The 24,558-nt window shown below is 44.9% G+C and carries 53 protein-coding genes and 2 pseudogenes; 20 read left to right on the top strand and 35 right to left on the bottom strand.

Going from position 1 to position 24,558, the window contains the following annotated elements:
• Positions 1-2: 2 nt before the first annotated feature.
• The 6 genes from FD724_RS07030 to FD724_RS07005 form a co-directional block, all read right to left on the bottom strand.
• On the bottom strand, positions 3-389 hold the full coding sequence (locus FD724_RS07030) for a hypothetical protein (protein ID WP_179072097.1): 387 nt from the start codon (positions 387-389) through the stop codon (positions 3-5).
• 3 nt (positions 390-392) lie between these two features.
• Entirely contained in the window at positions 393-1,211 is an 819-nt protein-coding gene (locus tag FD724_RS07025; RefSeq protein ID WP_179072096.1) for a hypothetical protein, read from the bottom strand.
• A gap of 80 nt (positions 1,212-1,291) precedes the next feature.
• On the bottom strand, positions 1,292-1,531 hold the full coding sequence (locus tag FD724_RS07020; RefSeq protein ID WP_179072095.1) for a hypothetical protein: 240 nt from the start codon (positions 1,529-1,531) through the stop codon (positions 1,292-1,294).
• Between the two features lie 11 nt (positions 1,532-1,542).
• Entirely contained in the window at positions 1,543-1,887 is a 345-nt protein-coding gene (locus tag FD724_RS07015; RefSeq protein WP_179072094.1) for a hypothetical protein, read from the bottom strand.
• A complete protein-coding gene (locus FD724_RS07010; RefSeq protein WP_179072093.1) occupies positions 1,856-2,218 on the bottom strand; it encodes a hypothetical protein in 363 nt (120 codons plus the stop codon). The genes FD724_RS07015 and FD724_RS07010 overlap by 32 nt, the downstream gene beginning before the upstream one ends.
• A gap of 81 nt (positions 2,219-2,299) precedes the next feature.
• Positions 2,300-2,614: a hypothetical protein gene (locus FD724_RS07005; RefSeq protein ID WP_179072092.1), complete on the bottom strand. Its 315-nt coding sequence runs from the start codon at positions 2,612-2,614 to the stop codon at positions 2,300-2,302.
• Between FD724_RS07005 and FD724_RS07000 the strand changes: the two genes are divergently transcribed.
• The 4 genes from FD724_RS07000 (at position 2,605) to FD724_RS06985 (ending at position 3,976) form a co-directional block, all read left to right on the top strand.
• Entirely contained in the window at positions 2,605-2,811 is a 207-nt protein-coding gene (locus tag FD724_RS07000) for a hypothetical protein (protein WP_179072091.1), read from the top strand. The genes FD724_RS07005 and FD724_RS07000 overlap by 10 nt on opposite strands.
• A complete protein-coding gene (locus FD724_RS06995) occupies positions 2,811-3,326 on the top strand; it encodes a transposase (RefSeq protein ID WP_179072090.1) in 516 nt (171 codons plus the stop codon). The genes FD724_RS07000 and FD724_RS06995 overlap by 1 nt, the downstream gene beginning before the upstream one ends.
• 6 nt (positions 3,327-3,332) lie before the next feature.
• On the top strand, positions 3,333-3,662 hold the full coding sequence (locus FD724_RS06990; RefSeq protein ID WP_179072089.1) for a hypothetical protein: 330 nt from the start codon (positions 3,333-3,335) through the stop codon (positions 3,660-3,662).
• A gap of 62 nt (positions 3,663-3,724) precedes the next feature.
• On the top strand, positions 3,725-3,976 hold the full coding sequence (locus FD724_RS06985) for a hypothetical protein (protein ID WP_218651504.1): 252 nt from the start codon (positions 3,725-3,727) through the stop codon (positions 3,974-3,976).
• A gap of 70 nt (positions 3,977-4,046) precedes the next feature.
• Here FD724_RS06985 and FD724_RS06980 read toward each other — a convergent pair whose 3' ends face one another.
• Positions 4,047-4,358, bottom strand: coding sequence for a hypothetical protein (locus FD724_RS06980; RefSeq protein ID WP_256874475.1), 312 nt, complete (start codon positions 4,356-4,358; stop codon positions 4,047-4,049).
• 444 nt (positions 4,359-4,802) lie between these two features.
• On the opposite strand from FD724_RS06980, the gene FD724_RS06975 reads away from it, so the two are divergent.
• Positions 4,803-4,961 (top strand): hypothetical protein, encoded by a 159-nt coding sequence (locus FD724_RS06975; RefSeq protein WP_179072087.1) that lies wholly within the window; start codon positions 4,803-4,805, stop codon positions 4,959-4,961.
• Positions 4,962-5,024: 63 nt separating this feature from the next.
• Positions 5,025-5,306 (top strand): hypothetical protein, encoded by a 282-nt coding sequence (locus FD724_RS06970; RefSeq protein WP_179072086.1) that lies wholly within the window; start codon positions 5,025-5,027, stop codon positions 5,304-5,306.
• 25 nt (positions 5,307-5,331) lie between these two features.
• Here the strand turns inward: FD724_RS06970 and FD724_RS06965 are convergent, their stop codons facing one another.
• The 4 genes from FD724_RS06965 to FD724_RS06950 all read right to left on the bottom strand — a co-directional run bounded on the left by FD724_RS06965 (position 5,332) and on the right by FD724_RS06950 (position 7,483).
• Positions 5,332-5,943, bottom strand: a complete 612-nt coding sequence (locus FD724_RS06965; RefSeq protein ID WP_179072085.1) for a hypothetical protein — start codon at positions 5,941-5,943, stop codon at positions 5,332-5,334.
• A gap of 1 nt (position 5,944) precedes the next feature.
• Positions 5,945-6,085 carry a hypothetical protein gene (locus tag FD724_RS06960; protein ID WP_179072084.1) on the bottom strand — a complete coding sequence of 47 codons (141 nt, stop codon included), beginning with the start codon at positions 6,083-6,085 and terminating at the stop codon, positions 5,945-5,947.
• 248 nt (positions 6,086-6,333) lie between these two features.
• Positions 6,334-7,032, bottom strand: a complete 699-nt coding sequence (locus FD724_RS06955) for a hypothetical protein (protein ID WP_179072083.1) — start codon at positions 7,030-7,032, stop codon at positions 6,334-6,336.
• Positions 7,033-7,060: 28 nt separating this feature from the next.
• Positions 7,061-7,483 (bottom strand): hypothetical protein, encoded by a 423-nt coding sequence (locus FD724_RS06950; RefSeq protein WP_179072082.1) that lies wholly within the window; start codon positions 7,481-7,483, stop codon positions 7,061-7,063.
• A 15-nt stretch (positions 7,484-7,498) separates the two neighbouring features.
• Here FD724_RS06950 and FD724_RS06945 point away from each other — a divergent pair, with 15 nt between their 5' ends.
• Positions 7,499-7,684: a hypothetical protein gene (locus FD724_RS06945; RefSeq protein WP_179072081.1), complete on the top strand. Its 186-nt coding sequence runs from the start codon at positions 7,499-7,501 to the stop codon at positions 7,682-7,684.
• An 18-nt stretch (positions 7,685-7,702) separates the two neighbouring features.
• Here the strand turns inward: FD724_RS06945 and FD724_RS06940 are convergent, their stop codons facing one another.
• From FD724_RS06940 to FD724_RS06900, 9 genes are all read right to left on the bottom strand, one after another.
• Complete coding sequence (locus FD724_RS06940) at positions 7,703-8,002, bottom strand: hypothetical protein (RefSeq protein ID WP_179072080.1); 300 nt, start codon at positions 8,000-8,002, stop codon at positions 7,703-7,705.
• Positions 8,003-8,197: 195 nt separating this feature from the next.
• Positions 8,198-8,587 (bottom strand): hypothetical protein, encoded by a 390-nt coding sequence (locus FD724_RS06935; protein ID WP_179072079.1) that lies wholly within the window; start codon positions 8,585-8,587, stop codon positions 8,198-8,200.
• Positions 8,580-8,882, bottom strand: coding sequence for a UPF0175 family protein (locus FD724_RS06930; RefSeq protein ID WP_179072078.1), 303 nt, complete (start codon positions 8,880-8,882; stop codon positions 8,580-8,582). The genes FD724_RS06935 and FD724_RS06930 overlap by 8 nt, the downstream gene beginning before the upstream one ends.
• Before the next feature lie 231 nt (positions 8,883-9,113).
• Entirely contained in the window at positions 9,114-9,725 is a 612-nt protein-coding gene (locus FD724_RS06925; RefSeq protein ID WP_179072077.1) for a hypothetical protein, read from the bottom strand.
• Positions 9,722-10,009 (bottom strand): hypothetical protein, encoded by a 288-nt coding sequence (locus FD724_RS06920; RefSeq protein WP_179072076.1) that lies wholly within the window; start codon positions 10,007-10,009, stop codon positions 9,722-9,724. The genes FD724_RS06925 and FD724_RS06920 overlap by 4 nt, the downstream gene beginning before the upstream one ends.
• Positions 10,010-10,012: 3 nt before the next feature.
• A complete protein-coding gene (locus FD724_RS06915) occupies positions 10,013-10,261 on the bottom strand; it encodes a hypothetical protein (RefSeq protein WP_179072075.1) in 249 nt (82 codons plus the stop codon).
• 11 nt (positions 10,262-10,272) lie between these two features.
• A complete protein-coding gene (locus FD724_RS06910) occupies positions 10,273-10,656 on the bottom strand; it encodes a hypothetical protein (protein WP_179072074.1) in 384 nt (127 codons plus the stop codon).
• A 32-nt stretch (positions 10,657-10,688) separates the two neighbouring features.
• Positions 10,689-10,964 carry a hypothetical protein gene (locus tag FD724_RS06905; RefSeq protein ID WP_179072073.1) on the bottom strand — a complete coding sequence of 92 codons (276 nt, stop codon included), beginning with the start codon at positions 10,962-10,964 and terminating at the stop codon, positions 10,689-10,691.
• Positions 10,964-11,767 (bottom strand): hypothetical protein, encoded by an 804-nt coding sequence (locus tag FD724_RS06900; protein ID WP_179072072.1) that lies wholly within the window; start codon positions 11,765-11,767, stop codon positions 10,964-10,966. The genes FD724_RS06905 and FD724_RS06900 overlap by 1 nt, the downstream gene beginning before the upstream one ends.
• Before the next feature lie 45 nt (positions 11,768-11,812).
• Here FD724_RS06900 and FD724_RS06895 point away from each other — a divergent pair, with 45 nt between their 5' ends.
• Entirely contained in the window at positions 11,813-12,106 is a 294-nt protein-coding gene (locus tag FD724_RS06895) for a hypothetical protein (protein WP_179072071.1), read from the top strand.
• Positions 12,107-12,139: 33 nt separating this feature from the next.
• On the opposite strand, the gene FD724_RS06890 is transcribed toward FD724_RS06895, so the two are convergent.
• From FD724_RS06890 to FD724_RS06860, 7 genes are all read right to left on the bottom strand, one after another.
• The gene (locus tag FD724_RS06890; RefSeq protein WP_179072070.1) at positions 12,140-12,403 is read right to left on the bottom strand and encodes a hypothetical protein; all 264 of its coding nucleotides are present in this window, start codon (positions 12,401-12,403) and stop codon (positions 12,140-12,142) included.
• 13 nt (positions 12,404-12,416) lie between these two features.
• Entirely contained in the window at positions 12,417-12,593 is a 177-nt protein-coding gene (locus FD724_RS06885; protein ID WP_179072069.1) for a hypothetical protein, read from the bottom strand.
• Between the two features lie 132 nt (positions 12,594-12,725).
• On the bottom strand, positions 12,726-12,872 hold the full coding sequence (locus tag FD724_RS06880; protein ID WP_179072068.1) for a hypothetical protein: 147 nt from the start codon (positions 12,870-12,872) through the stop codon (positions 12,726-12,728).
• Positions 12,869-13,054 (bottom strand): hypothetical protein, encoded by a 186-nt coding sequence (locus FD724_RS06875; protein WP_179072067.1) that lies wholly within the window; start codon positions 13,052-13,054, stop codon positions 12,869-12,871. The genes FD724_RS06880 and FD724_RS06875 overlap by 4 nt, the downstream gene beginning before the upstream one ends.
• Positions 13,055-13,128: 74 nt before the next feature.
• Positions 13,129-13,389, bottom strand: coding sequence for a hypothetical protein (locus FD724_RS06870; protein ID WP_179072066.1), 261 nt, complete (start codon positions 13,387-13,389; stop codon positions 13,129-13,131).
• 220 nt (positions 13,390-13,609) lie between these two features.
• A complete protein-coding gene (locus FD724_RS06865) occupies positions 13,610-13,804 on the bottom strand; it encodes a hypothetical protein (RefSeq protein ID WP_179072065.1) in 195 nt (64 codons plus the stop codon).
• Entirely contained in the window at positions 13,788-14,012 is a 225-nt protein-coding gene (locus FD724_RS06860) for a hypothetical protein (protein WP_179072064.1), read from the bottom strand. The genes FD724_RS06865 and FD724_RS06860 overlap by 17 nt, the downstream gene beginning before the upstream one ends.
• A gap of 54 nt (positions 14,013-14,066) precedes the next feature.
• Between FD724_RS06860 and FD724_RS06855 the strand changes: the two genes are divergently transcribed.
• A complete protein-coding gene (locus FD724_RS06855) occupies positions 14,067-14,213 on the top strand; it encodes a hypothetical protein (protein WP_179072063.1) in 147 nt (48 codons plus the stop codon).
• Between the two features lie 11 nt (positions 14,214-14,224).
• On the opposite strand, the gene FD724_RS06850 is transcribed toward FD724_RS06855, so the two are convergent.
• The 3 genes from FD724_RS06850 to FD724_RS06840 are packed head-to-tail and all read right to left on the bottom strand — an operon-like array spanning position 14,225 to position 14,971.
• On the bottom strand, positions 14,225-14,440 hold the full coding sequence (locus FD724_RS06850) for a hypothetical protein (protein WP_179072062.1): 216 nt from the start codon (positions 14,438-14,440) through the stop codon (positions 14,225-14,227).
• A 38-nt stretch (positions 14,441-14,478) separates the two neighbouring features.
• Positions 14,479-14,775: a hypothetical protein gene (locus FD724_RS06845; protein WP_179072061.1), complete on the bottom strand. Its 297-nt coding sequence runs from the start codon at positions 14,773-14,775 to the stop codon at positions 14,479-14,481.
• 13 nt (positions 14,776-14,788) lie between these two features.
• Entirely contained in the window at positions 14,789-14,971 is a 183-nt protein-coding gene (locus tag FD724_RS06840) for a hypothetical protein (RefSeq protein WP_179072060.1), read from the bottom strand.
• Positions 14,972-16,736: 1,765 nt separating this feature from the next.
• Between FD724_RS06840 and FD724_RS06835 the strand changes: the two are divergent.
• The 4 genes and pseudogenes from FD724_RS06835 to FD724_RS06820 form a co-directional block, all read left to right on the top strand.
• Positions 16,737-17,008 (top strand): annotated as a pseudogene (locus FD724_RS06835) (HU family DNA-binding protein); the annotation flags it as partial.
• 55 nt (positions 17,009-17,063) lie between these two features.
• Positions 17,064-17,267, top strand: coding sequence for a hypothetical protein (locus FD724_RS06830; RefSeq protein ID WP_179071152.1), 204 nt, complete (start codon positions 17,064-17,066; stop codon positions 17,265-17,267).
• A 446-nt stretch (positions 17,268-17,713) separates the two neighbouring features.
• Positions 17,714-18,145 carry a tyrosine-type recombinase/integrase gene (locus FD724_RS41985; RefSeq protein ID WP_179072059.1) on the top strand — a complete coding sequence of 144 codons (432 nt, stop codon included), beginning with the start codon at positions 17,714-17,716 and terminating at the stop codon, positions 18,143-18,145.
• Between the two features lie 337 nt (positions 18,146-18,482).
• Positions 18,483-18,737, top strand: a complete 255-nt coding sequence (locus tag FD724_RS06820) for a hypothetical protein (protein ID WP_179072058.1) — start codon at positions 18,483-18,485, stop codon at positions 18,735-18,737.
• Here FD724_RS06820 and FD724_RS40665 read toward each other — a convergent pair.
• The 4 genes and pseudogenes from FD724_RS40665 to FD724_RS41980 form a co-directional block, all read right to left on the bottom strand.
• Positions 18,734-18,865: a hypothetical protein gene (locus FD724_RS40665; RefSeq protein ID WP_256874474.1), complete on the bottom strand. Its 132-nt coding sequence runs from the start codon at positions 18,863-18,865 to the stop codon at positions 18,734-18,736. The two genes, FD724_RS06820 and FD724_RS40665, sit on opposite strands and share 4 nt — an antisense overlap.
• 4 nt (positions 18,866-18,869) lie before the next feature.
• A pseudogene (locus FD724_RS06815) lies at positions 18,870-18,971 on the bottom strand (DUF6464 family protein); the annotation flags it as partial.
• A 38-nt stretch (positions 18,972-19,009) separates the two neighbouring features.
• Positions 19,010-19,213 carry a hypothetical protein gene (locus tag FD724_RS06810; protein WP_179072056.1) on the bottom strand — a complete coding sequence of 68 codons (204 nt, stop codon included), beginning with the start codon at positions 19,211-19,213 and terminating at the stop codon, positions 19,010-19,012.
• 35 nt (positions 19,214-19,248) lie between these two features.
• Positions 19,249-19,398 carry a DUF6464 family protein gene (locus tag FD724_RS41980; RefSeq protein ID WP_372726504.1) on the bottom strand — a complete coding sequence of 50 codons (150 nt, stop codon included), beginning with the start codon at positions 19,396-19,398 and terminating at the stop codon, positions 19,249-19,251.
• Between the two features lie 98 nt (positions 19,399-19,496).
• On the opposite strand from FD724_RS41980, the gene FD724_RS06805 reads away from it, so the two are divergent.
• Positions 19,497-19,685: a hypothetical protein gene (locus FD724_RS06805; RefSeq protein WP_179072055.1), complete on the top strand. Its 189-nt coding sequence runs from the start codon at positions 19,497-19,499 to the stop codon at positions 19,683-19,685.
• Between the two features lie 915 nt (positions 19,686-20,600).
• On the opposite strand, the gene FD724_RS06800 is transcribed toward FD724_RS06805, so the two are convergent.
• Positions 20,601-20,831 carry a hypothetical protein gene (locus FD724_RS06800; protein WP_179072054.1) on the bottom strand — a complete coding sequence of 77 codons (231 nt, stop codon included), beginning with the start codon at positions 20,829-20,831 and terminating at the stop codon, positions 20,601-20,603.
• A 388-nt stretch (positions 20,832-21,219) separates the two neighbouring features.
• Here FD724_RS06800 and FD724_RS41975 point away from each other — a divergent pair, with 388 nt between their 5' ends.
• From FD724_RS41975 to FD724_RS06770, 6 genes are all read left to right on the top strand, one after another.
• Entirely contained in the window at positions 21,220-21,360 is a 141-nt protein-coding gene (locus tag FD724_RS41975; RefSeq protein ID WP_179075431.1) for a helix-turn-helix domain-containing protein, read from the top strand.
• 364 nt (positions 21,361-21,724) lie between these two features.
• Entirely contained in the window at positions 21,725-21,958 is a 234-nt protein-coding gene (locus FD724_RS06790) for a hypothetical protein (RefSeq protein WP_179072053.1), read from the top strand.
• Between the two features lie 772 nt (positions 21,959-22,730).
• Complete coding sequence (locus tag FD724_RS06785; RefSeq protein WP_179072052.1) at positions 22,731-22,898, top strand: hypothetical protein; 168 nt, start codon at positions 22,731-22,733, stop codon at positions 22,896-22,898.
• Between the two features lie 33 nt (positions 22,899-22,931).
• Positions 22,932-23,189 (top strand): phage terminase large subunit, encoded by a 258-nt coding sequence (gene terL / locus FD724_RS06780; RefSeq protein ID WP_179072051.1) that lies wholly within the window; start codon positions 22,932-22,934, stop codon positions 23,187-23,189.
• Between the two features lie 311 nt (positions 23,190-23,500).
• Positions 23,501-23,641, top strand: a complete 141-nt coding sequence (locus FD724_RS06775) for a hypothetical protein (RefSeq protein ID WP_179072050.1) — start codon at positions 23,501-23,503, stop codon at positions 23,639-23,641.
• A 263-nt stretch (positions 23,642-23,904) separates the two neighbouring features.
• Complete coding sequence (locus FD724_RS06770; RefSeq protein ID WP_218651503.1) at positions 23,905-24,132, top strand: hypothetical protein; 228 nt, start codon at positions 23,905-23,907, stop codon at positions 24,130-24,132.
• The last annotated feature ends 426 nt before the right edge of the window (positions 24,133-24,558 follow it).

Below are 24,558 nucleotides of genomic sequence, written 5' to 3'. Positions count from 1 at the left end.
TTCTACTTCACAAATACCAAAAGCATCGTCATTGCCAGCACAACAGCAAGCCCAATAAAGCCAACTTGCCAAACTGGAAGAATCAAGCTGCCCAACGTAATCGGGTTGTTGAGCAGCATAAACAAAACATCCCAGAAAGCTGCGATACTCAGGGCCATTGCTAACCCGCTCAACCGCCGAAGCATTAACGTTTCTTGCGTTGCATCTTCAGGCGGGATTAGGAGAAGCCAGCCAGCGATCGACAACTTCAAGGCAATATAAATAATCCAGCCCCCAACCAACAACCTGGAGAAGTGTGCAGCACTCACACCAAGCGCAAACCAGAAGCCATAAGCACTCCCGAAATGTACAAGTTTCACCATTTTCAGGCGCTTCGATATCTTCGCCATTGGCTACTTACCTGCTAAAAATTCAAAAACTGAATTGGCCGCCGTGCCGTTTTTCCCACCTTCAGGAACAGCAGCCGATTTCGTTGGGGCGAACGCCTTCGGGCTGGTCGTTCCATACTGCATTAATCGCCGTAATCGCGCCCTCGTGTCCAAGATAGCGACCATTTCAACAGGCTTTTCATTGGGTTCGGTTTCAGATTTGGCTGTCTCCTTTTCCTTATCAGCTTTGAGCTTTTTAGCAGCCCGCTTCAAAGCCGCCTGTAGCTTGTGTTCTTGGAGTTCAATGTGATGCTCAACTTCATTGGAAATTTGAGCAACAGCCGTCCCGCTCTCTGCCGCCAGTTTTTGTTGATTTCCTAGAAGCCCTTTATGGGCAACGAAGATATCAACAACAGACTGATCAATCTTATCGATGCCTGCGACACCTTGCTTGACGCAGCGATTCACGAATTCGTGATACTTGGTTATCCCACTGATGTAGCTTGTCAGGTTCTGCTCAATAGCAGGCAAATTATCCAAAAGGAAATTCAGCTGATCTAACTTGTCGGCCATCTGCCCGATTTCGCTGGGGGTCATTCCCGGCAGCATGGTCAGGAAGTCGCCAATCCCAAAATAGCTGTTGAGCAGCGTCTGCATTTCGGGCGCTGAATCGAAAGATTTTATCAATCCAACGACTGACGGCGCGATGGGAGCATTTGCCCTGTCAGTAAGGGTTTTCGAGGTGTCAGGAGCGTCAGCACCTGACGAATTTCGAGCATTGTCGTTGTGCTTTACCAGTGCGCTCCGAAAAGCGGAGGCAAAGCTTTTTGGTTTGTCGTCCATCTCACCTCCTAAGCAAAACGCCCTTTATCAGCCCTTCAGATTCTGCTTTTTGGCGCTCAAGTCGAGCGCCGCAGGCAGCATTATCTAATTCTTTGGTTTGAATTTCCTGCTTTAGTCGGGCGTTCTCCGTCCAGAGAAAGACGATCGTTACTGCGATCACTAGCATCCCGAACAGGTCGGTCAGGGTAAACTGTTGCTTCTCCGCCATTACCTTGAATCCAGAAACTACTCATTACATAGGCAGAAAGTCCCCCTCCAACAATCCCCAAGCCAATCAAGATCCAAAGTACAGTGTCAGCAAGCTTGCTAATTTTTTTCATATAAAATAGCGTCACGATGCGCTCGACTTGGCGGCTGGCGCTAGGGCTTTCAGAGGTTTCTCGTGCCACTCTGATAGCTGTTTCTTTTGCTCCCCCAAAGCGCCCAAAGTCCCTTGCTCAAAGGATTTGAACATCTGCGGAGCGATTTTCCCCAAATCTCCACCACCGATCCGGGTCAGAACCATCTGCATAATCCGAGCGCCGCGCAGATCAACGATGCTGTCTGCAACGGCAGCGTCGAAGCTCTCAAACTGGTCGTCCATGTTAAACCCGGCTTCTTGCCCTGTTTGCTCAGATTGAGTTTCAGGAGCTTTGGCGGTGTTTTTAGCGGCTTGTTGTGCAGTTTTGTAACTCATAAATCTCCTCCATTGTTTGGTGAATCAATCGAACTGCTGTATCGTACTGGTACTTTTTAACCAGTTTTCTAAACTCAAAAAGCACCTCAATAGAACTTCTTTTAAAGCTTTCATCTTGAGGGATGAAGTTGAATCCACGGGGTCTAACTTCCATTGGCACCAGACATAACAAGTCTCTTCTTAGCGTGCTGTCTGCTCCTCCGTAAAACTCTTGAACCAGTGTTTTTCTTGGAAGTTCAGCGATCGCTTTGGGAAGGACATCATCAAGGCTTTTGAAAGCCCATTCTGTTTTGTAAATATCCGACCACGATCTGCTCACGGCTGCGTTCATGAATCGCTCACGATCTGCTCACGCCTCCAACAATAAAAAAAGCGCTCAATGAGCGCCATAAGATTGTGGATTTTCCCACAACTATTTTTGCTGAATCTGACTTGCTAATACTGCGATCATCAAATCGGAACAACCTTTGTAAAACCAGTCTCTAACGGTTGCGAGCGCTGGCGGCTGCCCTCCCGTGGAGGATAAGAAATTTTCAATTACTGGCAGAATCAAGCGCGAGGAAGTCGAAACAAAATCCCGTTCTTCTGGGTAAAATCTGCCTCCAAGTCCAGCTTGTTCTAGCAGCGATACAGCTATTTCTTGCAGCTTTTCCTTATTGCGTGTATTGTGACAGCCACCAGCGCTGTTACATGGCTGCGTTTTAGCAACATCAATTTGTGCGATCATTAATTTGCCTCCAAGACCATTTGGGGGAACTGCCGAAAGGTGGGAAGCGATCGCGTCTTTGCCGGGGCGATCGCTTTGATTTTCTGAATCGTATCACATTCGTTAATTTTTGGGGTAAGTTTATGGCACTTCAAGGTAAACTTATAGGCAAACCTACAGGTAAAGCTATGTACTTTTCTATGAAACCCCAGAGATAATGGCTTATCAGTTTTCGCTTTCGTATTACTACATCACAGAGCAGCACGATAAACAGCTCGATGCGTTCAGTGAAGCATCAGGAGACTCTAGACAGGATTTAATCAATCAGTATGTGCGGGGATGGTTAGGCCGTAACCGCCCATACTATGAAACCTTGGCAAGACTGGATGTTGCCAAGAGGGAAATGGATGAGGATGAATGGGCAGAAGTAATTGTTGGGCAGGGGTTTGATGCTCTTCCTGAGTACAAAAATCCAATAGTAGATGGTGAAATTTCACCCTCACCCTTGGGACACATCATCTTGCCCACAAAGGTTGATAGGAGAGACATTAACTACATTTTCCTAACCAAGCAAAACTACATACTGCTCAGAACAGCCATTTATTACGATGGCTCAAAAATTGCTCAGTACCTTTCTAGGATTATCTACGAGCATTTACAACGAAACTGGGAACCGCTATATGCCGCCCAAGTAGCTGCTGAAACATCTAACGACTGGCTTAAAAGGAGATAAATAATAATGGTAGAAGCTGTGCAACAAGAACTAACACTAGAAAAAGTTCAACAGGCTGTTAATGCAATTCTCCAAGCTTTAGGAAATCCAGAGAACAATTTGCAAATCGAAGCTTGGACAGCTTTTCAAAATGGTGATTACCAAACTGTTAAACGTTTTGCCTCAACTAATTTGGCTGATTCTTACTGCAAATCTTTGGGATATTTGGGAGGTGCATTCAAGTTGACCCCAAACACTGACACAATTTTGGCTGAGTCTGCACGAGCGGCAGCTGACTTTGCTAAAGAGAGAACATTGAGACAATTAGGGAATGCGATCGCAAAGGCTCTCAACTAACTAATGCGATCGCTCTAGGTAATCAAAAACCCTCCTGAAAAGTTTTTCAGGAGGGTTAAAAGTTGTATTGGTTATTGATTTTTGGATATCCAAATCAAATGAAAAATATTCGCTGGAAGCGGGTTCTGCTAGCTGTTGTCTACGTTCAGAAGGAACCTCGCGAAGTTGAAGAAAGCGGAGTAAGAGTCTCTTTCCAGGTATCAAGAGGAGATGAAGGAAAACAATGTCCGGCGTTTCAGGAGTTTACTGGCAAAGAAGCAGAGAACCTTCGAGCAGGGCTTTCTAAAGTGTTGGAGGCTAATCGATTTTCATAAGAGCGTAAAAACAACACAGCATAAATCATCCTGAAAAATTTTTCAGGATGATTTGCAAGGGAATCATCGCTTACTCCATCGGATCTTCGCGTCCAATGCCAAGCGATCGCAAGTGGGCTTTGACATCTTCCCTGCTTTGTCCACAATAGTAATACTTCTTCTCTCTGAGGTTTGCCAAATAAAAGCCGGATTTTCCACCATTGATACGAAATAAATTAATAACCACTTGCTGCTCAGTAACGCCATAAAGTGCAGCAATATCATTATCTTTGACTGGGTTTTCAGCCCCTATGAAAATTTCCGTATCTTTAATGAACCAGCGCCCTACTCTGCACTCAAAAATTCGGAAGTAGCTTGGATAGACAATAGTGCAATCATTCATACTCGCTGAATTTGATAAAATGGGTAAAACATTGAAAACCCCTATTGGGGTAGGGGTTTTCTCTATGGATTAGCCTTGTTGAGGTTCATCCTCGGAACCGTCTAACTCAGGTGGGTTAATCTCGATTTCCCGTTCACCTGTACCAAGGTTCTCCTTGAACCACCTTTGGTCTTCTGTTAACGGGTTTTCGTTTTCAACCTTCTCGAAGATATCAATGTCCGATGGCTTAACATCTTCTTTTTTCCGTTTCCTGATTGACTCATTTTCTCACCTCCTTAATTTGAGGGTGTAACTTTTTCCCTCATACATTAATTCTATACCGTGGGGACATGGATGTAAAGAGAGTTTTGTATAAATAGTTTTGTATTTTTAACCATTTACCATCAATAAACTCTATACCACGGGGACATGGTTTTAATATATAATAGAGGTAATCGGAGGTGAATGATGCAAAAAATACGAAATAATCAAGGAAAATTTACTACAGACAGAGCAGAGGCGAGAGACGCAAAACTGAGTTTGAGAATTGAACCATCTGTTTTAGAAAAATTCAAGCGATTCCAGGTTGGCAAGAAAAAGTGCGATCGCTGCTCTATGAATTAGTCGAAAAAGAGTAGCGGATGAAAGGTAACGGAATGCGTGAGGGCTATCACTTGGGTAATAAAAATGGTAAGAGTTTGTTTTGAGTGGTGGCTTGAAGAAAAAGACGGTAGCGAACGGTTTTTGCTTAATGAGATTGCTTTTGTTGCAAGGGTTCCTTCACTTAATGAATATGTTCATTCAATTGAAGTATCTTCAGGGATCAGAAACATCGGAATCGTTACTAAAGTAGACCTTTTTTGCTACAGCCAGGTAGAAGATGTTGGTACACCATTAGCAACAGTAAAAGTTATCACGGGGGGTAGATTTCTCATAGCTTGCTGCGATCGCTGCTCTATAATTCACTAAGACAGAGCAGGTCGCTCCTGAAAAATTATTCAGAATCCTGCAAGACATCGATCGCTTTCAAGTTATGATGCGGATTTGAAAGCTCTCCTCTAATCCTCTGTTCTAAGAGCAAAAGCCAGTCTATATGCTCCATCTGGTTTTGCCATGAAAGTTTGGGATTTTTCTGAATATGAATAAGTGAAAGCGGCGCTAGGGCAACACCCGCGACTGCGCGACGGGGTGCAAGTTCTCTGAGGGCAAAGCCTTGGGTGAACCCCTGAAGATCGCAGTCCCAAATACCAACAGGAGAAGAATCGCCATTGCGCCAGACACGCCATATTGCAAAGCGATGCGTGAGCGCAGGATTATACTGATTATCATGCGATCGCAGACGGAAAGAGGTTCCGTTGAATTCCCCAGCCATCTCTGCAAGCAATTCGGGGAGATAGTCAAGGGTGATGAGGTAGTCACACTCGCCATGTATTGAGGTGACGCGATAGGTGCTAAGTCCCCCTGGCGTGGTACGTTCAATTCGCAAAACAGCGCAGTCCTTTCCGTACCATCGCTTGATAATTTTTGGGGAACTGCGACGCTTTTTCTTTCCCTTGAATAATTGCTTAATCCATCGTTGTAGTTTTGTGAGCCAAGTAGCTGCCACATTACTCGCGCCCCTTGGTCAAAAATTGCCCTAAAGCGAGTGCAATGGTGTCTGTGGGAAGTCCCAAAATTCCAGCGATTAGCACAACACAGGGATAGAAGATTTGGGCATTGAGTTCGCGGGAGGCGATCGCAAAATTCAATCCCAGACTTGCTAAATTTGAAGGAAATATCTGTAGACTGAGCCGCGATCAGGGTTGTCAAAAAAAGCGCAAATAGATAGGAGTATCCTTTGCCGAGGCGAGAGTCGTTTTTGGGGGGTGCGTTCACGTTAGTGCGCCGTAGGCATCGCCATTGTTCTGGCAAGGTTGGTGTACTAGTTAAAAATTCCCCAAATAAAAAGCGCCACTGGATTACAGGGACGCTCTGAACAGGTATTGTGTGTGGAGGATTAAACCAAGGAATAGCGGGTAATTGTTGGTGAACCTTGGCCCATTAGAGAAAATGTAACTGTGCAGATCGCTGTACTGGTGAGACTTTTGTCTAGATTCATCACGACCGTAGCGCCCTTTAAGCCATCGCCCACGGCATAACCTGCGGGTGGTGGATCTTGCTGCCAAACATAAACCTCGCGCCCGGAAACAGCGTTGCTTGCAGCAAAAAAAACTCGACGGAAAGCTTCATCACTGGAAAGTAAATTCGCAGTCCAAGGCAGTTCCCAGGATTGTCCAGTGATTGCACCGTCTTTGTAGCCAAGAACATCTTCAAAAACCAATACATCAGCCCGATCGCTGTTAAGTTTTGCGCTCAATTGAGTACCACCAAGCAGCCGCAATTTTGCCACATATTCAGCAGTGGAACTGCCTGTTAATGCTGCTGTTGCAGGCTCGATCGCAATCGTAGTAGCTCCAATAAGAGCATCTGCTGTTAGATAAACAGTCAGCGTGTCTGTGCCGTTGTCAAAGGTTAAAGGTGTGCCACCAGCTATAGCCCCTGTCAAAGCAGTTACAGTCACGCTAGTTGCTGCACTGGTGATGCCACTGGCAGCCGTAATACTCACATCTTCTGGCTCGGTGCGATCGCCCAGTGGTAACAGCGCCACATACAGCTTTACCTTATTGCCCGCACCAACTTGAAAAGTCTTGCTCATTCTGATCTCCGGAGATTCTGATCCGGGGTCAGGGTTCCCTCACCTGCCAATCTTTAATAAAAATCTTGCATTGTTCGACAGTCAATAATTTATCAGAAGCTGGCATTGGACTGACTCTTTCTATTAGGTAATAGGCAGGTAAATCTCCACTCAATAGTCCAATTACCTCCACCAAACTTTTATTTGTATCCCACTGCTTGAGGTGAATTTCCCAAGTGTTTGTGAAGGTGCGATCGCCCCCAATATTCGATTTCACGTCAGGATATGGCTGTTTAATTACTACTTCTAAGCCTGAAGTTTTAGTGCCATTCTCTGGGTAATTCCAGCCTTTATCTGGGTCGGGGAGACAGGCGATCGATGGGGCTGTGGTGCGATCAGGAAAGGTGTAAGTTCCTAATGAATCTTCTAATATTGCCAGCACGTCGGCTCGTAAAATAAGAATATCAATCATCTATTTACTTATTAAATGTTTATTTCTCAAGCCCAAGCTGGTAGGCTGTGGGCGATCGCATACAAAGAACTTGGCTTGCGGGAGCGAGAAGTAAGGGCGGTGTTTTTGGAGTTTGGCGTTACTTCTACAAAAATGATTGCTGTGAACGATTACGAGAAAGTTATTAATAGGCTAAAAGAGTATGCCGATGCAAATTTTTGATGATACATGAAAAATTTTTCATGAAGTGCGCTCTTGATAGTCGAAGCACATTCGCTCCCACAAATCCTCAAATATCTTTTCGATTTCCTCTACTGATTGGAACTTAGAAACGGTTATGCAATAAAGCTTGAGATTTTTAGTAAACCTTACCTCTGAGTCAAACGCTTCTCTGCTTTCTATGTTGTAAACATAGATGTTCAAGAAATATTTTGTGCCAATAACGTCATAAATTCGTTTTTGCAGTAGAAAGTCAGCATGGCGAAAGCCAGTTTCTTGATACTGTCTGTAACCCGCCTCTAAAAAGTATTGTGAATTCATAACAACTTGCTAATCTGACAGCTTTCAAGCCAGTATCTTATTTCGTTAGTGCCAATCCATATAGTTTCATTGCTTTTTGATACTTAACCCTAAGCGATAAAAAGCTATGCTCAACCACAGAGAAAGAGTCGCTTAAGCCTATTAGTTCGTAACGACTGCCGATTGGATATTCAGGGTGTTCATACAAAGGACTGGTCATAGAAGTTTATTCAACTGCTGCTGCATTAATTCTGCTGCGTCACACTCTTCTAATCCTACTTTTGTCCAAGGTCTTGCAGGTAGTTCTGTGCCGTTTTTGGTAGTCGCGCCATCATGAATGATCGCAGCATGATCGGATTCCCAAGTGTATTCAGCAGCATTGGCGCTTCGGGCAATCACCAGAGAATTATATAATTCTTCTTCATCCAAAATATTTCGCGGACTGCCTACTAAGTCACCATTGTTGCGGAGGGTTTCACGCGGCCATTCCCAGATGTCGGAAGCGATCGCGTTTTGAAATGAATCAGCAAGCGCATCTACGGCCACATCAAAAGCGCGGTTGATGATGGAGTTTAACTTACTTGAATTGATACTGATGTTAGGCATTTTTTATATCTTCTTCTAGCTCCTTATTTGTATCTACACCCAAATCAAGGGGTATGTTTTCCGCTCTCAAAAATTCCTTTGCTTCTTCTAGTGAAATTCCAAGTAGCTCTGCAAACCTTCCAAGAGATATCTGCTGTTTTTCATAAAGCTCAATAGTTGTAGTAGTTCTCGCAACCCAATCTTTTATTGCGTTAAAAGGTGTGTACCCTTCTCCCGGATGTCCTTTCCCTGGATGGATATAAGTTTTATAGGATAAAACGCTATCGTATTTTGCTGTTGAAAGATGGAGATTCATAATATTCTCAATTTATACAAATTATCCACAATCTGCCGCGTGCAGCTACCAATGCAGTAGGCTAACTTCTCTTCATTATCATCAATTTGGTCAGTCAGCAATAATTGATTCTTGAATCTAAGATAATTGGTTGCCATGTGGACAGCCTCGTGTGAAACGCACTCAGAGCCAAGGCAATCTTTGTAAAAAAGTACATCCCCTATTTTTGGCGCAGTAATCCAGTTTCCGCCATCATATTTTTTCTCGCCGTCTTGGGATTGTGATAGCTCCATATCCACCATCAGCATCTTTATCCCACGGCGATAATTTAGCTCCAGTTTCCCACATTTCGGCTTTGGCTTCAAATATATGAATGTGGTAGTAATGCCGAAAATCGCTGATAAATGGATTGTATTTTGCGGGGGTAACTTTGATTTTGGCAAGTGGCATCAGTTCCTCCGAAATATCCCCCCGAATTGGTGTAATTGCATCAATCCCCATCGCCACCACATAAGGAGATTGCACCACTGGCAATAACTTAAATCTCCCCGTTTCTGGCTTGCCGATCATCACATTTATTTCAATATCAGCTTCTGCTAAAAATTCCACCCCTTTGGGGTAAACTTGCAGCTCAACCAAGTAACCTTCTAGCAACGTTGCATGACCATCAGCGCCAGCAAATTGCTGAATTTCGTTGGCATAGCGGTTAACTGTGCTGGTATCTGTTGTAGGCTTGAGGACAGCTTTGATGATTTCAGATTTAGTGTTAAGAGAACGGTTGCCGACGGCGTTAGTGGCGTAAGTGCCGTCAGCAACCTGAAAAGTGAGTGTGGTGTTTTCAAAGCTGGAGAAGGGAGATGTCATGACTGAGGAGGAAGTTGGCTGAGAATCGTTTCTCTGAATTCTGACTGATGCGGAAGCTGACTTAAAATTGCGTTTCTCAGCACTTCATTGTTAAGGACAGCTTTACCAAGCACCAAATAAAATTCATTGGATATTGCCTGCGATGCTGCTATCCAGGCTTGCTGAATTTTCTCAGGTAGGCTTTCCCATTCAGGCATAGGCAACCCTTGATAGTTTTTAAAATCCGTTGTTTGCCCGTAAGCTTTATATGCAATTTTTGCTAGTTCTAGTTCTTCTGAGTGCATGGTTTAACCTAATCTTGTTAGTTGATTGTGAAGCTTTAAAGATTCAAAATCGCGTAATTCTTGCTCTGTCGGGTATCTCCACAAAGGGAAACAATCAAGATCGCAATGAATTAGCTTATTGATGGGCGATATGTCCAACAGCCAATGTTCTTGCTCGAATTTAGCAAATACTCGATTTTCAAAGCTATCAAGAACTACGGTGCTTGATGGTTGAGGTAGTTCGGACTGCGTTTCATTCCAAGTGGTGGGCATGATGTGCCTGCTTAACCTGCCGAATAAACTGTGAAACTTCCAGATACCACAGTGTAAACTCGACCATTGCCATCGCTGAATTTGAGAACGAAACTCAATTCCACTTCAGAGTCGGGAAAGTCTTCTGTGTCGGCAGGTTCAATATAGAAACTCCCCATCACAGTTTCAACCTTGGTTTGATTGTCCACCGCCGGATCTGTTTGATGAATCGCTGACCCAGTTTTGATAATTGGTGCAGCCAGAGGATCGTCTTTGCGCTTGGCGGTAAATTCAGCGTTCAAGCCATCTAACTTTTGTCCCTGAATCTTGAACGATACAGGGGTTAAATCTCCCCTCACCAGTCTTGAACCACTGAAGACAGGTGCTGAGGAACCTGGTTGCAGCAAAGTACTCAAATCCGCCCTGTGCAATGAACCTTTGGGAGGGGCTACAGGAGAGACATTGAGGAAAAATTTGACTTGAGATTGGGTGACGGATGCGATCGCCCCTGCGGGAAAATGTAGCTTCCGTTTGAGTGTGCCGGATAAACCAGAGGTAAAGGCAACTGCGTCGGGCTTAACAGAACGTTTTTACCCAATGCCCCCACGCTGGCAGTTGTGATTGTGGCAATTACCCCAGGCTTGCCGAAATTCTTGCGGATTTTGATTGTGCTGATGTCGGCGGTGGTAGTGGATGCAATAACGCCGGATGCAAGGTTTGTCATTAGTCAAGAGTGATAGTGAGGGCAGTGGCGGGAATTGTGGGGATTGTGCCAGCGCTAATTACCTGAGTAGGAGATAGGGCATAGCGTCCGAGGTAATTGCCACCACTAGAAGCGTCGAATAGCTGTACATGAGTTGCAGTCCCTTGAGAACCCGTGGACTCGCCAAAGGCGATGTCTGTGGCGTTGGTTTTGCTTCCCACTGTGGCGATGGGGAAGTTGTTGGTATTGTTGGTTACGCTAACTCGTGCGTAGCCGTTGCCACTAGGTTCTGTGCCAGCTAGTGCATCTGTGGGGCTACTGGTAGCGTAAGCGGTATACAGAGCAGTAATCACATTGAATGGTACGTTGCCGAATAGTTGGTTGAGCAGCGCATTCTTGACGTAATTGCTCAAACCGCCGGCTGCAAATTGCACAGTCAAGGAACCGACCGGAATTCGCATTGCATCTCCGACGGTGATGTTGATGGGGCTGCTCAAGGGAAAATACACCAGCATGTTGCCACTGGTGGGTGAGTCGAAGACTGCGATCGCTTGTACCAAGCCGTGATTGCTGGATGCTTCGCTGAACTGAATTTCTGTGGCGTTGGACTTGATTTGGTTCGCTGTAACAGCAAAATTTGTGGTGTTGTTGGTAACGGCAATGCGTTGGTATCCGCCGGAATTGGGTTCTGCACCAGGGCCAGTTTCACCAGGTACGCCTACCATGTAGCCAAAATACAGTGTATTGGGTGTAGCGTAGGGCACGCCACCGAATAGTTGATTGAGTAGCTGTGCTTCGCAAAAATCGCTTAGAGAGCCTGACATGAGTATAATTTCTTGCAAGAAACTTCATTGCAATGATTCCCTTTTATGGACAGAAATCTTCTAAACTCTTTACCAGACAACTTTGAGAGATTTTCAAGTACAGTAACTGAACTTCACCAGGAAGACTGGCACGGTGGATATCAAACACTCTGTGTCTGGCGCGGCAACGAATTTATCTTCGAGGTTTGGTACTGGATTGGCGATCATGATTGGCAAGAATTCTTTAATAAACTTTGGTATAAATCTGGATTAAATCATCAGCAGATTTATAGGGTTATTGGGTGTGCTGCCAGGTGCATACAAAGAGAAGCAGACTTTGCTAAAGTTAATCGGCATTAGTAAATAGAACCTGAAAAATTTTTCACTATCTCGCTAGTCTCGAAGTATTGGTGTGGCTTTAGTGTCAACTTGCGATGAAACTTCAACCAAGCTATTAGGTGAGAAAGATATTGTTAAAACAGCTTCTCTTGCAATACATTCGGAGTTGTCTGTCTTTTGCTCGACCGCCAAGGCGATCGCATCTCTCGCATCATCTAGTACTTGATAAGCCTGTTCTGGGCTTAACCTAAAGCATTTAAATAGCTCGATAACCCCTAAAACTAAAGCATCTTTCTGAGTCCGCATCGGTTTTATCATTTTAACTAACTCCTCAACAACATCCCCCACCTCCACCCATCGAATCTGGGCTTGGTGGTAAACCTAGTTGATATCTTAACTTTTCAATCAATTCATCACGTTGGGCAAACATTCCTGCACTTCTAGAACCCGTCTCCCACTCCAGGACATCAGCTTTTTTGAGTGCTGAATTGACAGGCGATCGGCTCACTCACAATCGCCCTCTCCACAGCTTTTAAATCAGCCATTATCTGCAAAACTTGATTGACCAAATATTCAGATTCAGCCTCGATTTTATCTAGCCTTGCCCTAGCGCCCTGTCTCTAGGTCGCGGTATCTATGGCTACTTGGGTCGAACTGGTATGGCATTTATGAAAAATTTTTCATGAGGTGGCGATCGCTTGACCATCTCATCAACATCAGATTGGCGGATGGTGGCGAGAGATTGGAGTTGGGCTAGGGTTAGGGGTTGTCCAGATTGGATAGTCATTTTCTTTTTCGCGCTTGATAAGGTTTGGAAGGATCTACAAGCCGCCAGCCGTGGCAAACTTTACCTACGCCGCGCAAAACGTTATAGACATTGGCGACATTTAATCCGTGTTCGCGGCAAAAACGAGTAACACTCTTAAACTCCACGATTTTGCCTTCTGGGGATATGAGTCTGTAAGTCATAGAGTGGGCTGCTGTGACGCATTTTTGAGTTTCACCAATGCGTGGGCGAATCGCGTTAATTGCTTGTTCCTGGGCTACTCCCTTTGGAGTTCAGTCTTGGCATCAAAAGGGGCAAAATGCAGATGCAGCAATTCATGAACCAGCACTGCTTCCATCTCATAAGGGCGCATTTGATCAAATGGATACTCTTCGGGTTTAACTAGCTTGATGTCAGCAATTTTCTTGTTTATATCCCAAGTGACCAGCCCCTCGGCTTCATCCATTGAGTCGATAGAGGCGATAAGGGACTTGCGTAAAAATAAAGTACCAGTAAACCGAGTTTCGACTGCGCTCAACTCTCGATGGCTGAGGGTTGAGCGCAGTCGAAACCCATCTAGTCGGGATACTATTAACCCGCAGATCCTTAATAACTGACACCTCCCAGTCCTGAAGCTTGAGAATGCGTTGCCATTCCTGGCAAGACTGCTGGGGATTCTCTAAAATCACGCCGCTAATACCTCATCTTTTTTGTTGAACCTTCTCAGTCATTGCCACCTCAGCATCAATGTCAAATTGTCAGGGCAATGTTTTACCTCGTTGCAGTAGCAGCAATAGTGTGCGCTGGCTAATGAATCCAAGATTGGCGAGGGATTCTAACTTATCTATCTGCTCTGGGGTCAGTGGCACAGAAAGTAAGTCTTCATCCTGGGTGATGCCGCCGCCCTCGGTTTCCCCGGTGTAAGCCACCCAAAGTTTAAAAATCTGCTGCATCGCTGATTCCTTCCGGCGGGACATCGCCTTTGAGGTTGGCGCTGGTTTGGTAGAGTCCAAAAGCACTTCTGTGGCTGTCTTTTTGATGTTCACCACTGGTCAAGAAGTCCAGAGTCATTCTGTCCATCGCGGCTTCTAGGTTTTTGATGTCGTCCTTGGAAGCTGCGATCGCCACACCACTAGGTTCAGCAAAGAAAAAAGTCCCCATCCGCCGGAATATCTAACACCGAGTTGGGGTAATCTCCAATGGGGGACTTTCTTTATGTCATCTACCGTTCTGATTAAACCTTTCCACCCCCTTAAGTGGCAAGTTGCACTTTCTCAGCACTTCATTCAACTGGCTGCGTTTCTGGAAATGCTCAATGTTGAGCTTTGCCAGATTCAGAAACGGCGCTTTGGCATTGAATAAACCGCTTTCAGTTACCGAATAATAAACCAGGGAATTTCTGCAAGACTCGTTGTCCCTTGTTCCACCAGTAGTAATTGTGCTTCTCCCTTGCCCTCAATGATCTGAAAAACGAAGTACTCACCTGGAATCAGCACACGATAATAAACGGCTTCCTTCTCGCCGCAATCCCCATCTGGCTCTAATCGGGTTTCGCGGATAGTCACTCGCGTTAACTGGGGGTTTGCCATTTATCTTGGTTGTTTGCCAGTTGAGAATATCGCGGCGGTCAACTAAAACCAGGTATGGGCAGCGATCGCTCTCCAATAAATCCGCCTGAGAATTGATATTTGGGTCTTCGGGAGGGTGTTCCACCATCACCCACACCAGCCATCGCGCAAGCAATATTGGTCAACCTCGTGAAAAAAAATGTCCAGAGGTCATTGCCCATCAGGTCGATGTTATTCTGGTTATCCCAGGATGATTTGGGCGGTATCATCGTTGAGGGCTGAATACACTCAAAAAGTCCTGCGTAGTCTTTGATTGCAGGCTCGAAGCGATTGTCAAAAGTGGTGCGGCGGATCACGATCGCTCCAGGCTTAGGGCAGTTCCTTGGTTCTTTGGGAAGATAAGCCCTCTCGCCCTTCCAAATTATTCCAGCAATCAGCAGCAGAAGCCTTGGGTGCCTGAATATGCAGCAGCCGCAAGGGAGAGGGTCGAGGATGGGTAGTTGGAGATTGGTGGGAGGCAAGAGCTACATCACTTCCTAGGGAGTGTAACATGCTTAAAATTCCCTCAAGAAGTTCATGTTGGGCTTGCAAGGTTACAAACTCAATTGTTGGGTTAACGCTTCCTCAAATCCCTTATGCATGTCAGCTTTGTCCGAGATCCCGATCAATCCACTTGTCTTGAAGAGTATTGCTCAATCTCCTGTTCGGTTCGTCCAGAAAGAAACAATTGCATATCATTGGGACTGGTGATTTCAGTCTTAGCTTGAAAGCTCCAGAATGGTGTTCCTCTCAATTCCCTGCGGCTGGTTCTTTTGCGATCGGGAAAATCCCTTAACGTTTCTCCTGTTACGCCATGCTTTTCGTCAATAAAAGGAATTACAGCGAATCATTAACTGCATCCAGCATTTGTAGCAATTTCAGAGGGTTCCTTCAAATTCGCTTAAAGTATAAATCAATCCAAATAATTCTAGGATGCCCTAGTATAGCCGAAGTCAAAAAATATAGGTTCATCGTTGAACTCAACCTATTGAGATTAGCTTCCGACAATCCGGATCCGTATAGATTTCCACCGCCTTGCAGCGCTGCAACCAAATTTGATCATTAAAACCTCATAAAGCTGGTCAATGTGCGGACGCTGCCTTAAGCACGCGTAGCCGAGCCTAATTAGCGATCGCCCTGTCCGCAACCGCTAACAAGCATTTTGATAGAGAGTTTAGGCGATCGCATTACGTTTATTTGCTATTTTTCAGCTATCGGTATGCTAACGAGAAATATCAACCATCACGCTCAAAAAAATGCCTTTAAATCCTTGCCCTTTTTCGTCAAGAGATAGGGTTTAATTAGATCTATATATTAACTCTGAACTTCTTCTGTTTCTTGAGTGCTTGTTTTTCCAGGTAAGCTTGAGCTCCAGCAATAATAAGCTTTAGAGTTTCTACTTCTGAGATGTCCAAAACCCTTGAATGAGCGCTTGTAAGGCTGCTAGTAGCTCTTTTCTAAGTGCCATTCCAAAATTCACTTGTGCCTTCAATAAGGCGGCAGAAACTGCATCAACAATGGTCGTATCCTCTAATCGCACCTTGTTGAAAAAGTTTTCAAGAGTTATTTGAATCCCTTTGAGGTTAAGTTAGCAGAACCTGCGTTCCCCATAATTTTGGCAATGTCATGGAGGCTAGTTTTTGAGTTAATAGCTTTGTCGTAGAATTGCGAGTTGTTTTGCCTTGCTAGGAGCCTCTGTTATTGCTGTAGTAATAGAAGATGTATCATCCTTGAAAGACCTTGCAAGACCACACTATCAAGGCGTTTTCGGTTATCATCTCCGATCCGTCTTCCATCGGGTGAATTACTTCTTTAGCTCTGCCAAGTAGTTTTTCACTTCAGTTGGCGATGTGCTTGTAGTAGCTTTGCCAACGTTTCTAGGCTCAAGAATCTCGTTTTTGTGGCGCTATTATCAACAGCTATTCTTTCTGCAATTGCAACCATATTATTCGCTCCAGTTTCTTCACATTCTAAACATATTTCATAGCCTAGAAGTGGCTTTAATTTAAGAAAAAGGTTCTTGGCGATATCGCAGCAGAGTCAAAAGCGATGAAATACTCGCGACCTTAAATTTAAGATAGTCTGTTCCTTAAATACTGAAATAGGGTATCACTTGGTTTAGCGCTGTTACCAGCTTTGGCTCATCAAACAGCCGCGAGAGTAATTCACCATTGTTAATATTCATAAAACGCAAGTATTTTTATTCCTTTTCCCCCTTCCCTGTAAAAGAGGTAACAGTGCTAGAGTTCCTTTGTTCCAGTGCTTTGAGGGTATGAAAATGAACAAGGGTGAATTAGTAGATGCGATCGCTGACAAAACTGGTGTTACCAAAAAACAAGCTGATGCCGGTCTTGACTGCTGCGCTGGAAGCGATTATTGAAGCTGTAGCCAGTGGCGACAAGGTGACGTTGGTGGGGTTTGGGAGCTTCAATCCACGAGATAGAGCAGCCCGTGAAGGACGCAACCCGGAAAACCAATGAAAAGATGGAGATTGCGGCGACCCGTGTGCCTGGGTTTTCGGCTGGAAAAGCTTTTGGGGAAAAAGTCGCGGGTGGCCTTGAAGAGTTGGAAGATTGCGGCTTGAGAATGAAAGTCCCTATGTTGAATGGGGGACTTGTTACATTACCGGACAAATGTTCGCGCCAATAAAAACAAGGGAACTTCTGCTTTGCCCAGCACTTGCGCCAAAACACAATTGTCTGAACTATCTCGCGTTTCCAGCGACCAAACTTTAATGAATATGTGGTTGCACGGCGAGACGGCTCCACTACAGCATCAGCTTACCGTCGAAACGCAGAATACTTTTTAAATTACGTGGGTAAGTCATTGGGGGAAATCGCCCTTGAAGACTTGCAAAGCTTACGCTATACATCTTAATGAACTTGGCATCAAGGAATCTTCTGCTCGTACCAAGTTAAATGTAGTGAAGTCCTTTTTACTTTTGCTGCCAAGCAATTGCATCCTTCAACGTAGCGAGCTTACACTGCGTATCCCACAAAGCTAAAATTCGTTGGCAGGACGCATCCTCAGACAAACTGAGGTATTAAAATTAATCAACCACCCATCATTGCCAGTGCGATCACGTTGTTTTGTTGAAGCTTATGTACGCTACTGGAATGCGGAATTAAGTGAGGCGTGTTGTCTTAACAGTGGGTTGATTTTCTGAGCTTGCGACAGTGGTGAAATTCAGGCCTCAGCTGTATTAGGTAAAGGTTCTAAAAATGCGGACGGTATTATTGTACCAATAGCGGTGGGATGGAGCTAGAGCAGCTACGCGCCACAGAGTATGTTTTTACCAACAGCAAAAGCTTGCCTATTGACCGGATGGCAGCTCATCGGATAATTAAAGAGGCAGCAACTCTTGCTGGGATAAACCCAGAAGTGTCGGCGCACTGGGTTGAGGCATATGCATGCGACTCATACGCCATCAAAGGCGCTCCCCTGGCGCTGGTACGCGATACGTTGGGGCATAGCTCTGTATCGACCACGAATCAATATTTACACGCTAACCCCACAGATTCCAGCAGCAACTACGCTTGGTTTATGAATTACCTGCGAACCTCAGAAGCAGCCATCAGCGATATCAAGCCAGGGGCTAGACTTTACGTTAGCCGGGGCGAACATTGCTATGTAGCTAGAATCCCGGGTTTAACCAGGATTTTGCGGTTTACCACAAGGTGGCACTGAATGGGGGCTGGATACAGTGGCCTGATCACGGGATTAAGATAGGTGAAGCTATGGCGATCAGACTGTTTCTTATTTGTGCTGAGATGGGTTTGAGGTATCGTTACTAGGTGATGGACAGGCTACTAAACTCTGCTAAATCAGGGGCCTCCCTTTCTCTGGAATCAGCGATAAACCCCTCAACCGCATTCTCTTTTGTGCCATACACTTTGTAGATGCCTTCGAGGCGCAATCATCCCTATCTTAGGGGGGGGCTACTCGGTGCTGTACTTTCTGTCTTGCTCTTTCGGGCGACAGATCAACAAAGATGCGCTCACACGCTGGTGGCTGATAATCCAAGATGCGACGGTCTAAATACCAGTCAATGTGCTTTAGCATCTTGCCCCCAGCGCAGTTATTCACACAAGTAATGGTGTCACACCGTCGCGTGAGTTCCAGATCCACTCCACCTCGCTGCCATCCTCAGCAGCATATTTCATCAGGCAAGAATGCTTCTCTGTGGCGATATCCGTCAAAGCTTCTCATTCATGTCTGCTGTTTCAATCAACGCACCATCGCCCGACAATCTCAATGGATGCCAACGGTATCCATCTAATTTAACTCCTCTCCGGGGACTTGAATTCCAGCTTCTTGTTCATCACCTCGAACAAGTAGCCCAAATCTCCCATCGGCAAGCAAGCCGGGCGGTTCACCTTTGAGTTCTAGATATTGCTGATAGTTCATAAATTCAAACCCCCTCATAGTCCTTGCATTGCTGGCACTCTCCACTCGGATTTATAGCACACCGGAGATAGGGCGATCGCGCATTCCACTTGCAACTCACATCCCCCCCACAAACCACGAGATTCACTGTGGCGGCTACAAGCCTCAATCGCCTCGGCAATCATTTATTCCCCCTTCGGCTAGGCTACGAAGACAAAAGTTAGCAGATTCCATTTTTGCCCTAATGCGTGAGAGGTAATCAACTGTTTGAACCAGTCGCCTATTTTTCCAGCCCCAATACGCCACCCATACCCAAATCCCGCCAAATATCACTCCTGCAACAGTCAACCATTTACCTTGGGCAATCATTAGGGTGATGATGTTTTCATTAATAGCGATTATCCCTAGTATCGTAAACCGTCAAATTTTTCCTGTTCATTACACCCTTCGCACGGGCTGCCGGGTTGACTACTTTGTACAACATTCGCCGATCCTGCATTATATTTGCAGGTGCGATCGCCTATTGCGTTTGTTGCGTTTGCGATTGGAGACATGCTTTCTTGTCTAACCACTTCGAGATGCCCTCTCAATTCTTGTATTGGCTTTACTGAATGGCTCAAAATAAATCTTATTTCGGCGCTTGGCTATTGACATGGCATTACTATCCTTGCTCTGTCTCCAGGCTGTACAGGATAATCCATCAAAGTTTGGTCAAAATATCCACTTCTGGGTATCTCGATTTGCCCTTGCTCAGAACACCATTCGCCTCATTCTTTCAATATGCAGCCCGTTTGTCAGTTCTTGGGCGGGTGGTGAAGGTAATGCGGATTTCGTCTGGTGAGCTACCGGACGTATTCACCTGCTGCGTGAGTGGGAGAAAAACGAAACCAACTTTCTTCGCCAATTTCGAGCGATTCCAGTAATTTACCTTGCAGCAGCATTCCCTTAACTTCTACGCTGTCACCTTTAGAATGGCGTTACTGGGATTGATTTTTTCTAATCATCACTCCTGTGGGTTAGTGGATGAAGTCTATGTGTCCCCTTTACTTTTGCCATTTACATAAAATGGTCATGTGCATTTTCCTGCCTGATGAATTTTTTTTAATGAAAGCCCTCTCTGTAGTTGACAATAACCCAGCACATTTTTTGTCATCAGGAGGGATCAGGTTTTTCTGAATGCGTTCAGCTAAGATCGAATGCTAAACGCTCCAGAAATATGGCATTGGCACATATAATCTGGCTCTACAGATCACAAAATTTGCTCAAAGCCTTGTCGTCCCGAAAGTTTTTAGTGCCAAGAAAGGCGAACCCACCATAGACGATCATCACCATGATAACGAGCATCAATCTCTAATTGAATTTCCAGTCGTTGAGTTGCTAAGGGTCAACAAACTTTTAATCGCGCTCGTACTGACTTCATACACAGCATCCGACCAGAGAGCGCAGCGTGTAGCCATCCCCTTCAAATCTCTCAATCTGGTTCATTTCTTAATAGTTCTGACAACAAGCCCTTAGCTTCCCTACAACGATAACTTAGGTTTTCTGCTTGACTTTTAAGTATATCTGGGCTGTCTGTTGGGTAGTCAATTGTGCTTGTTCGCGTCCACTGATGTGAACTATGAATAACATTTAATCTCTGCTCTACAGCACTCAAAGCATCCTAAATTCCTGATACTTCTTATTGCTGTTTCCTCTCACTTATCCAGCCAAGGGCAAGGTAGGCTATCAGGATCGCGCCCCAAGATGTAAACCTGCTCTAGGAAATCGATTTATCTTCCCAGTTGCCTTTCAGCCTCCAACCCTCATGCTTCTTGGAAAATTTTTCATAAGTGATTAGCTGGATTTTGAATTTATCCCAAAGCTTTTGCCTGTGGGTAGATTCGTAGTCAACCAAATAGTTGCATCCTGGAACTGCGATGTTCAAAAAGTGTGAGAGAGGCGATCGCCATCGGTTTAGATACTCACAGATATCGCGCCACAATCTCACATCCTCGTAGCTCAAGGTGCGTCAATCTGTCAATTAGCGTCTCACAAAACCTTAGCCCATCGTCTACATCCAAGCAATTTGTCAGGTTATTGTGCGGAAACGTACGATCGCCAGCCTCGCTGTAAATCGCATACGCCCAATACATATCATGCTGACTTGCGCTCCCTCCCCCGGCGTAAATGCAAATTTGGCGGTTCTGATAGGGTGAGCAGCAGCAAAATTTTAGGGCATCCTCAATGCGTTCTGGGGAAAATTACTCATAAAAAAATCGTTAGACAAATCAGACAAAAAGGTTGCGATCGCTACTCAGTAGGGAATCCTGGATTTGTCTATAAAATCATAATTTCTATATTGTCAATAATGTCCAGGAAGAAAAGATAGCGACAAAATCAAACTTGCTGAAGCAAAGTATATTACAGGTGAACCGCCAGAAGAAATAGCTGCTGCCCTTGGTGTCACTCGTCGCACTATCGATCGCTGGGCAAAAGATGGTAATTGGGATTTGCACAGACAATTAGGCAAAAGCTAGTAATGTCATTCAATTGCAGCCAAAGCCGTATGAGAAACTTGGAGGGACGAAGCTACGGGAAGCTGCTAGGCGGCGCTGACACAAGTGAGGAACTGGATGATGTTTGGGTGAGTTGAAAGTGTCGATCCTTTGATATTCATGCTTCACTACCAGGCGCGGAAATGGGTAAAGGGAGTATGGCAACAGCGCTTGTAAAACTCATTGAACTCAAGCGTAAGTTGAAACCTGAGACGGTGGCTGATTTGGTCGAACGCGTGATTTGAGCTTTGGTATTGTTTTCTGAAGAATTTTTAGCTGGAGTTAAACAATGCGTGGCAAAAAAGAGCATAAGCGTTAGACAGCAGTGGGGAGCAAGCTGCTGTTAATGCAGAAGCTTGCATCGCAGACAATTAAAATAACTCTTTCTTTATCAGACTTTGTTCGAGAAAGCTGGGAGACATTAGAACCTAGTACGGAACTACTCTGGAATTGGCACATTGATGCAATGTGCTGGCATATCAAAGAAACCCTGCTTGATTGGTTTAAGCATAAAACAAATCCGCATTACGTCCAGCGAATTCAAAACCTTTTAATCAACGTCCCGCCAGGAAAGTTTTAAAAAGTCGCGTAGTGTCTGTTTGCACACCCGCTTGGTTTTGGACGATTTGCCCTTCATGGAGAGCTATCTTCCTTTCAGCTAATCCCCGCGTTGCGTTACGAGATAGTGTCTATTGCCGAGATGTAGTTGAGAGGCGATTGGTATCAGAAGCGCTTTTTCACCAGACTAGAGGTTACGAGATGACAATAATTCTAAAACGAGTTTTTGGAATACCCAAAGGCAGTGTATTGCACGCAGTGCGTTTGGTTTCAACAGTATGGATCCTTAAAGCAGAATCGCGGGGATTACCTTCTGTGGGACAATCCGCACGATGCCCAGGAGGTTAATTCTGGGCTTATCGGGCAAAGGGGAGTTATTGATCGCTGGGATGGCTGTCAGGAACCGGGTAAATGATCTCTGCGAATGGTGCTGTGCGAATCAGGATAATGCCAAAGATTACCGATGACTTAGCTGGACACGTTTTAAAGCAAGGCGGCTGGCAGCATCCAGTTTATCCCTCTAGATTTTGAAAAAGCGCAGTCACCAACTGCTTTAGGTTTGGATTGACCCCAGGACAGAGCCAGATGAACTGATGTTTCCAGAGCGCTTCTCCAAATGAGATATTGGAGCAGGAAAAGAAAGCACTCGGTTCTTATGGCTATGCGGGTCAACACCAGCATAGACCCGCACTTGCCTGCCTTGGTGGACACTTCAAGCGCTCTTGGTGGAAGTATTACTTGGTTGCACCCGGACGATTTTGAGCTAATTATTCAGTCCTGGGATTGCACCTTCAATGATTCTAAAATCCGATTTCGTAGTCGGGCAGGTTTGGGGTAAGCCCAGGGTGGACGAATTTTACCTACTCGACCAGGTACGCGAATCGCATGGACATCAACGCCACGATCGCAGCAATTCGCGCCCTATCAGCCAAGTATCCCAACTCCACCGCCAAACTTATTGAAGATAAAGCGAATGGCCTTTAGCCGTAATTAGTATGCTGGAGCGCGAGATACCAGGATTAATTGCCATTGAGCCAGAAGGTGGGAAGTTAGTTCGGGCTGTTGCGATCGCACCTTTTGTTGAAGCTGGCAATGTATTTCTCCCCGACCCCAGTATCGCTTCATGGGTGGGTGATTTTGTTGGTGAATTTAGCACCTTCCCCAATGGGAGTAATGATGACCAGGTAGACGGCACTAGTCAAGCAATTAACTGGTTAGCGAGTAAGGTTACTTACTGGGCTGTGGAGCCATGATAATGCTTGGGGAAGTTGAAAAGTTTTCCAACTATGAAAATTGAATTTTATGCCGCTCTTTGGATTTTGCAAACACTGATAATGATCGCATTTTATAGCGGAGTATTCTTACCCGAATTTGGATTTGACCTCAATAGGACTCAGGAATTACCTAAGCCTTGCTCTCCTATTCACTTTATGAAGTAAATATCAACTTTCCGTACTCCCTACAATGACTGTATTACTTGCCACCAAATACCCTGTTAATATATTTGGTTGCAAGCTTATGCGGTTGATCGCTGTTGATGAACGGAATTTATTAGCTCAATTAAATGAGGAAATTAGTCCATAAGGTCGTCCACCGGATGTCTCAGGTGTGCCGGGAGCCTTATGAAGACTTATATCAGTTAGGTTATATCGGGTTAATCAAAGCGACGATCGCTTTGATCCCAGCACAGGGAAAATGCTTTTAGCTCTTTCGCTATCCCCTATATTCAAGGGGGAAATTCAACACTTTTCTCCGTGACCAATGGCAATCAGTAAAACTGCCGCGCACCGCTATTGAAACGAAGGCAAAGGTGCGAAGATTACAAAGGATCGCTTGCATCTCTGGGCAGAGAAACAGATGCCTTACAAATCGCATTGGGGCTAGGTATAAGTGAAAGCAAATGGCGTGAAATAGAAGCTTTAGATAGCAATATAACTATTAGTTTAGACGAGCTTTTTGCATGAACCCATGCAAGCTGATGACGATGAGGTTGATGATAAAGCGGTGTTAAAACACTTGAGCAAGCTGCAAGCTAATCAGCGAACTGCCATTGTTGAAAAATTTTTCAGCAACAACTCAATTCAAGATATTGCCAAACGCCAAAAAGCAACTCCTGAAAAATCAAGGCTTATATTAACCTGGGATTGGTCAAGCTACGTATATCGTTGTCACAAGAAGAATTATGAATTTAACTGAATTAGCTATTAACATTAACAAGGATTTTGAGCGTTCTGGGCAATTGTATCAAGACGGAATTGAATATTTAAAAACTTGCGCTTTTGAGACGGGACAGACAAATAGGTGAATCACTAATTATTGTAAAAGGTGCTTTAGCTTACGGAGAATTTAAAACCTGGGTTGAGGAGAATTGTAATTTTTTCTCGTAGCCACGCTTACCGCCTACTTACGATCGGTTCCTAAGTGGGATAAAATTATTGCAGCTTGTCCCACGCGTGAGACAACCGCCGAATTAGTACTGCCTTCATTAAGAACCGCGATCCGATAACTAATAACTGACAATGCTTAAACTTCCTTTTTTAAGACAACGCCAAAAGAATTTGAACTAGCTATTATCGGCAACGATGTTACTGGTATTTTGGAGATACCTAAATACGGCGATAC

The sequence above is a fragment of the Nostoc sp. C057 genome, from assembly GCF_013393925.1.
Lineage (GTDB): Bacteria > Cyanobacteriota > Cyanobacteriia > Cyanobacteriales > Nostocaceae > Nostoc > Nostoc muscorum_A.
The sequence above is the reverse complement of the archived record's forward strand: the minus strand, read 5'-3'. Positions and strand labels throughout refer to the sequence as shown.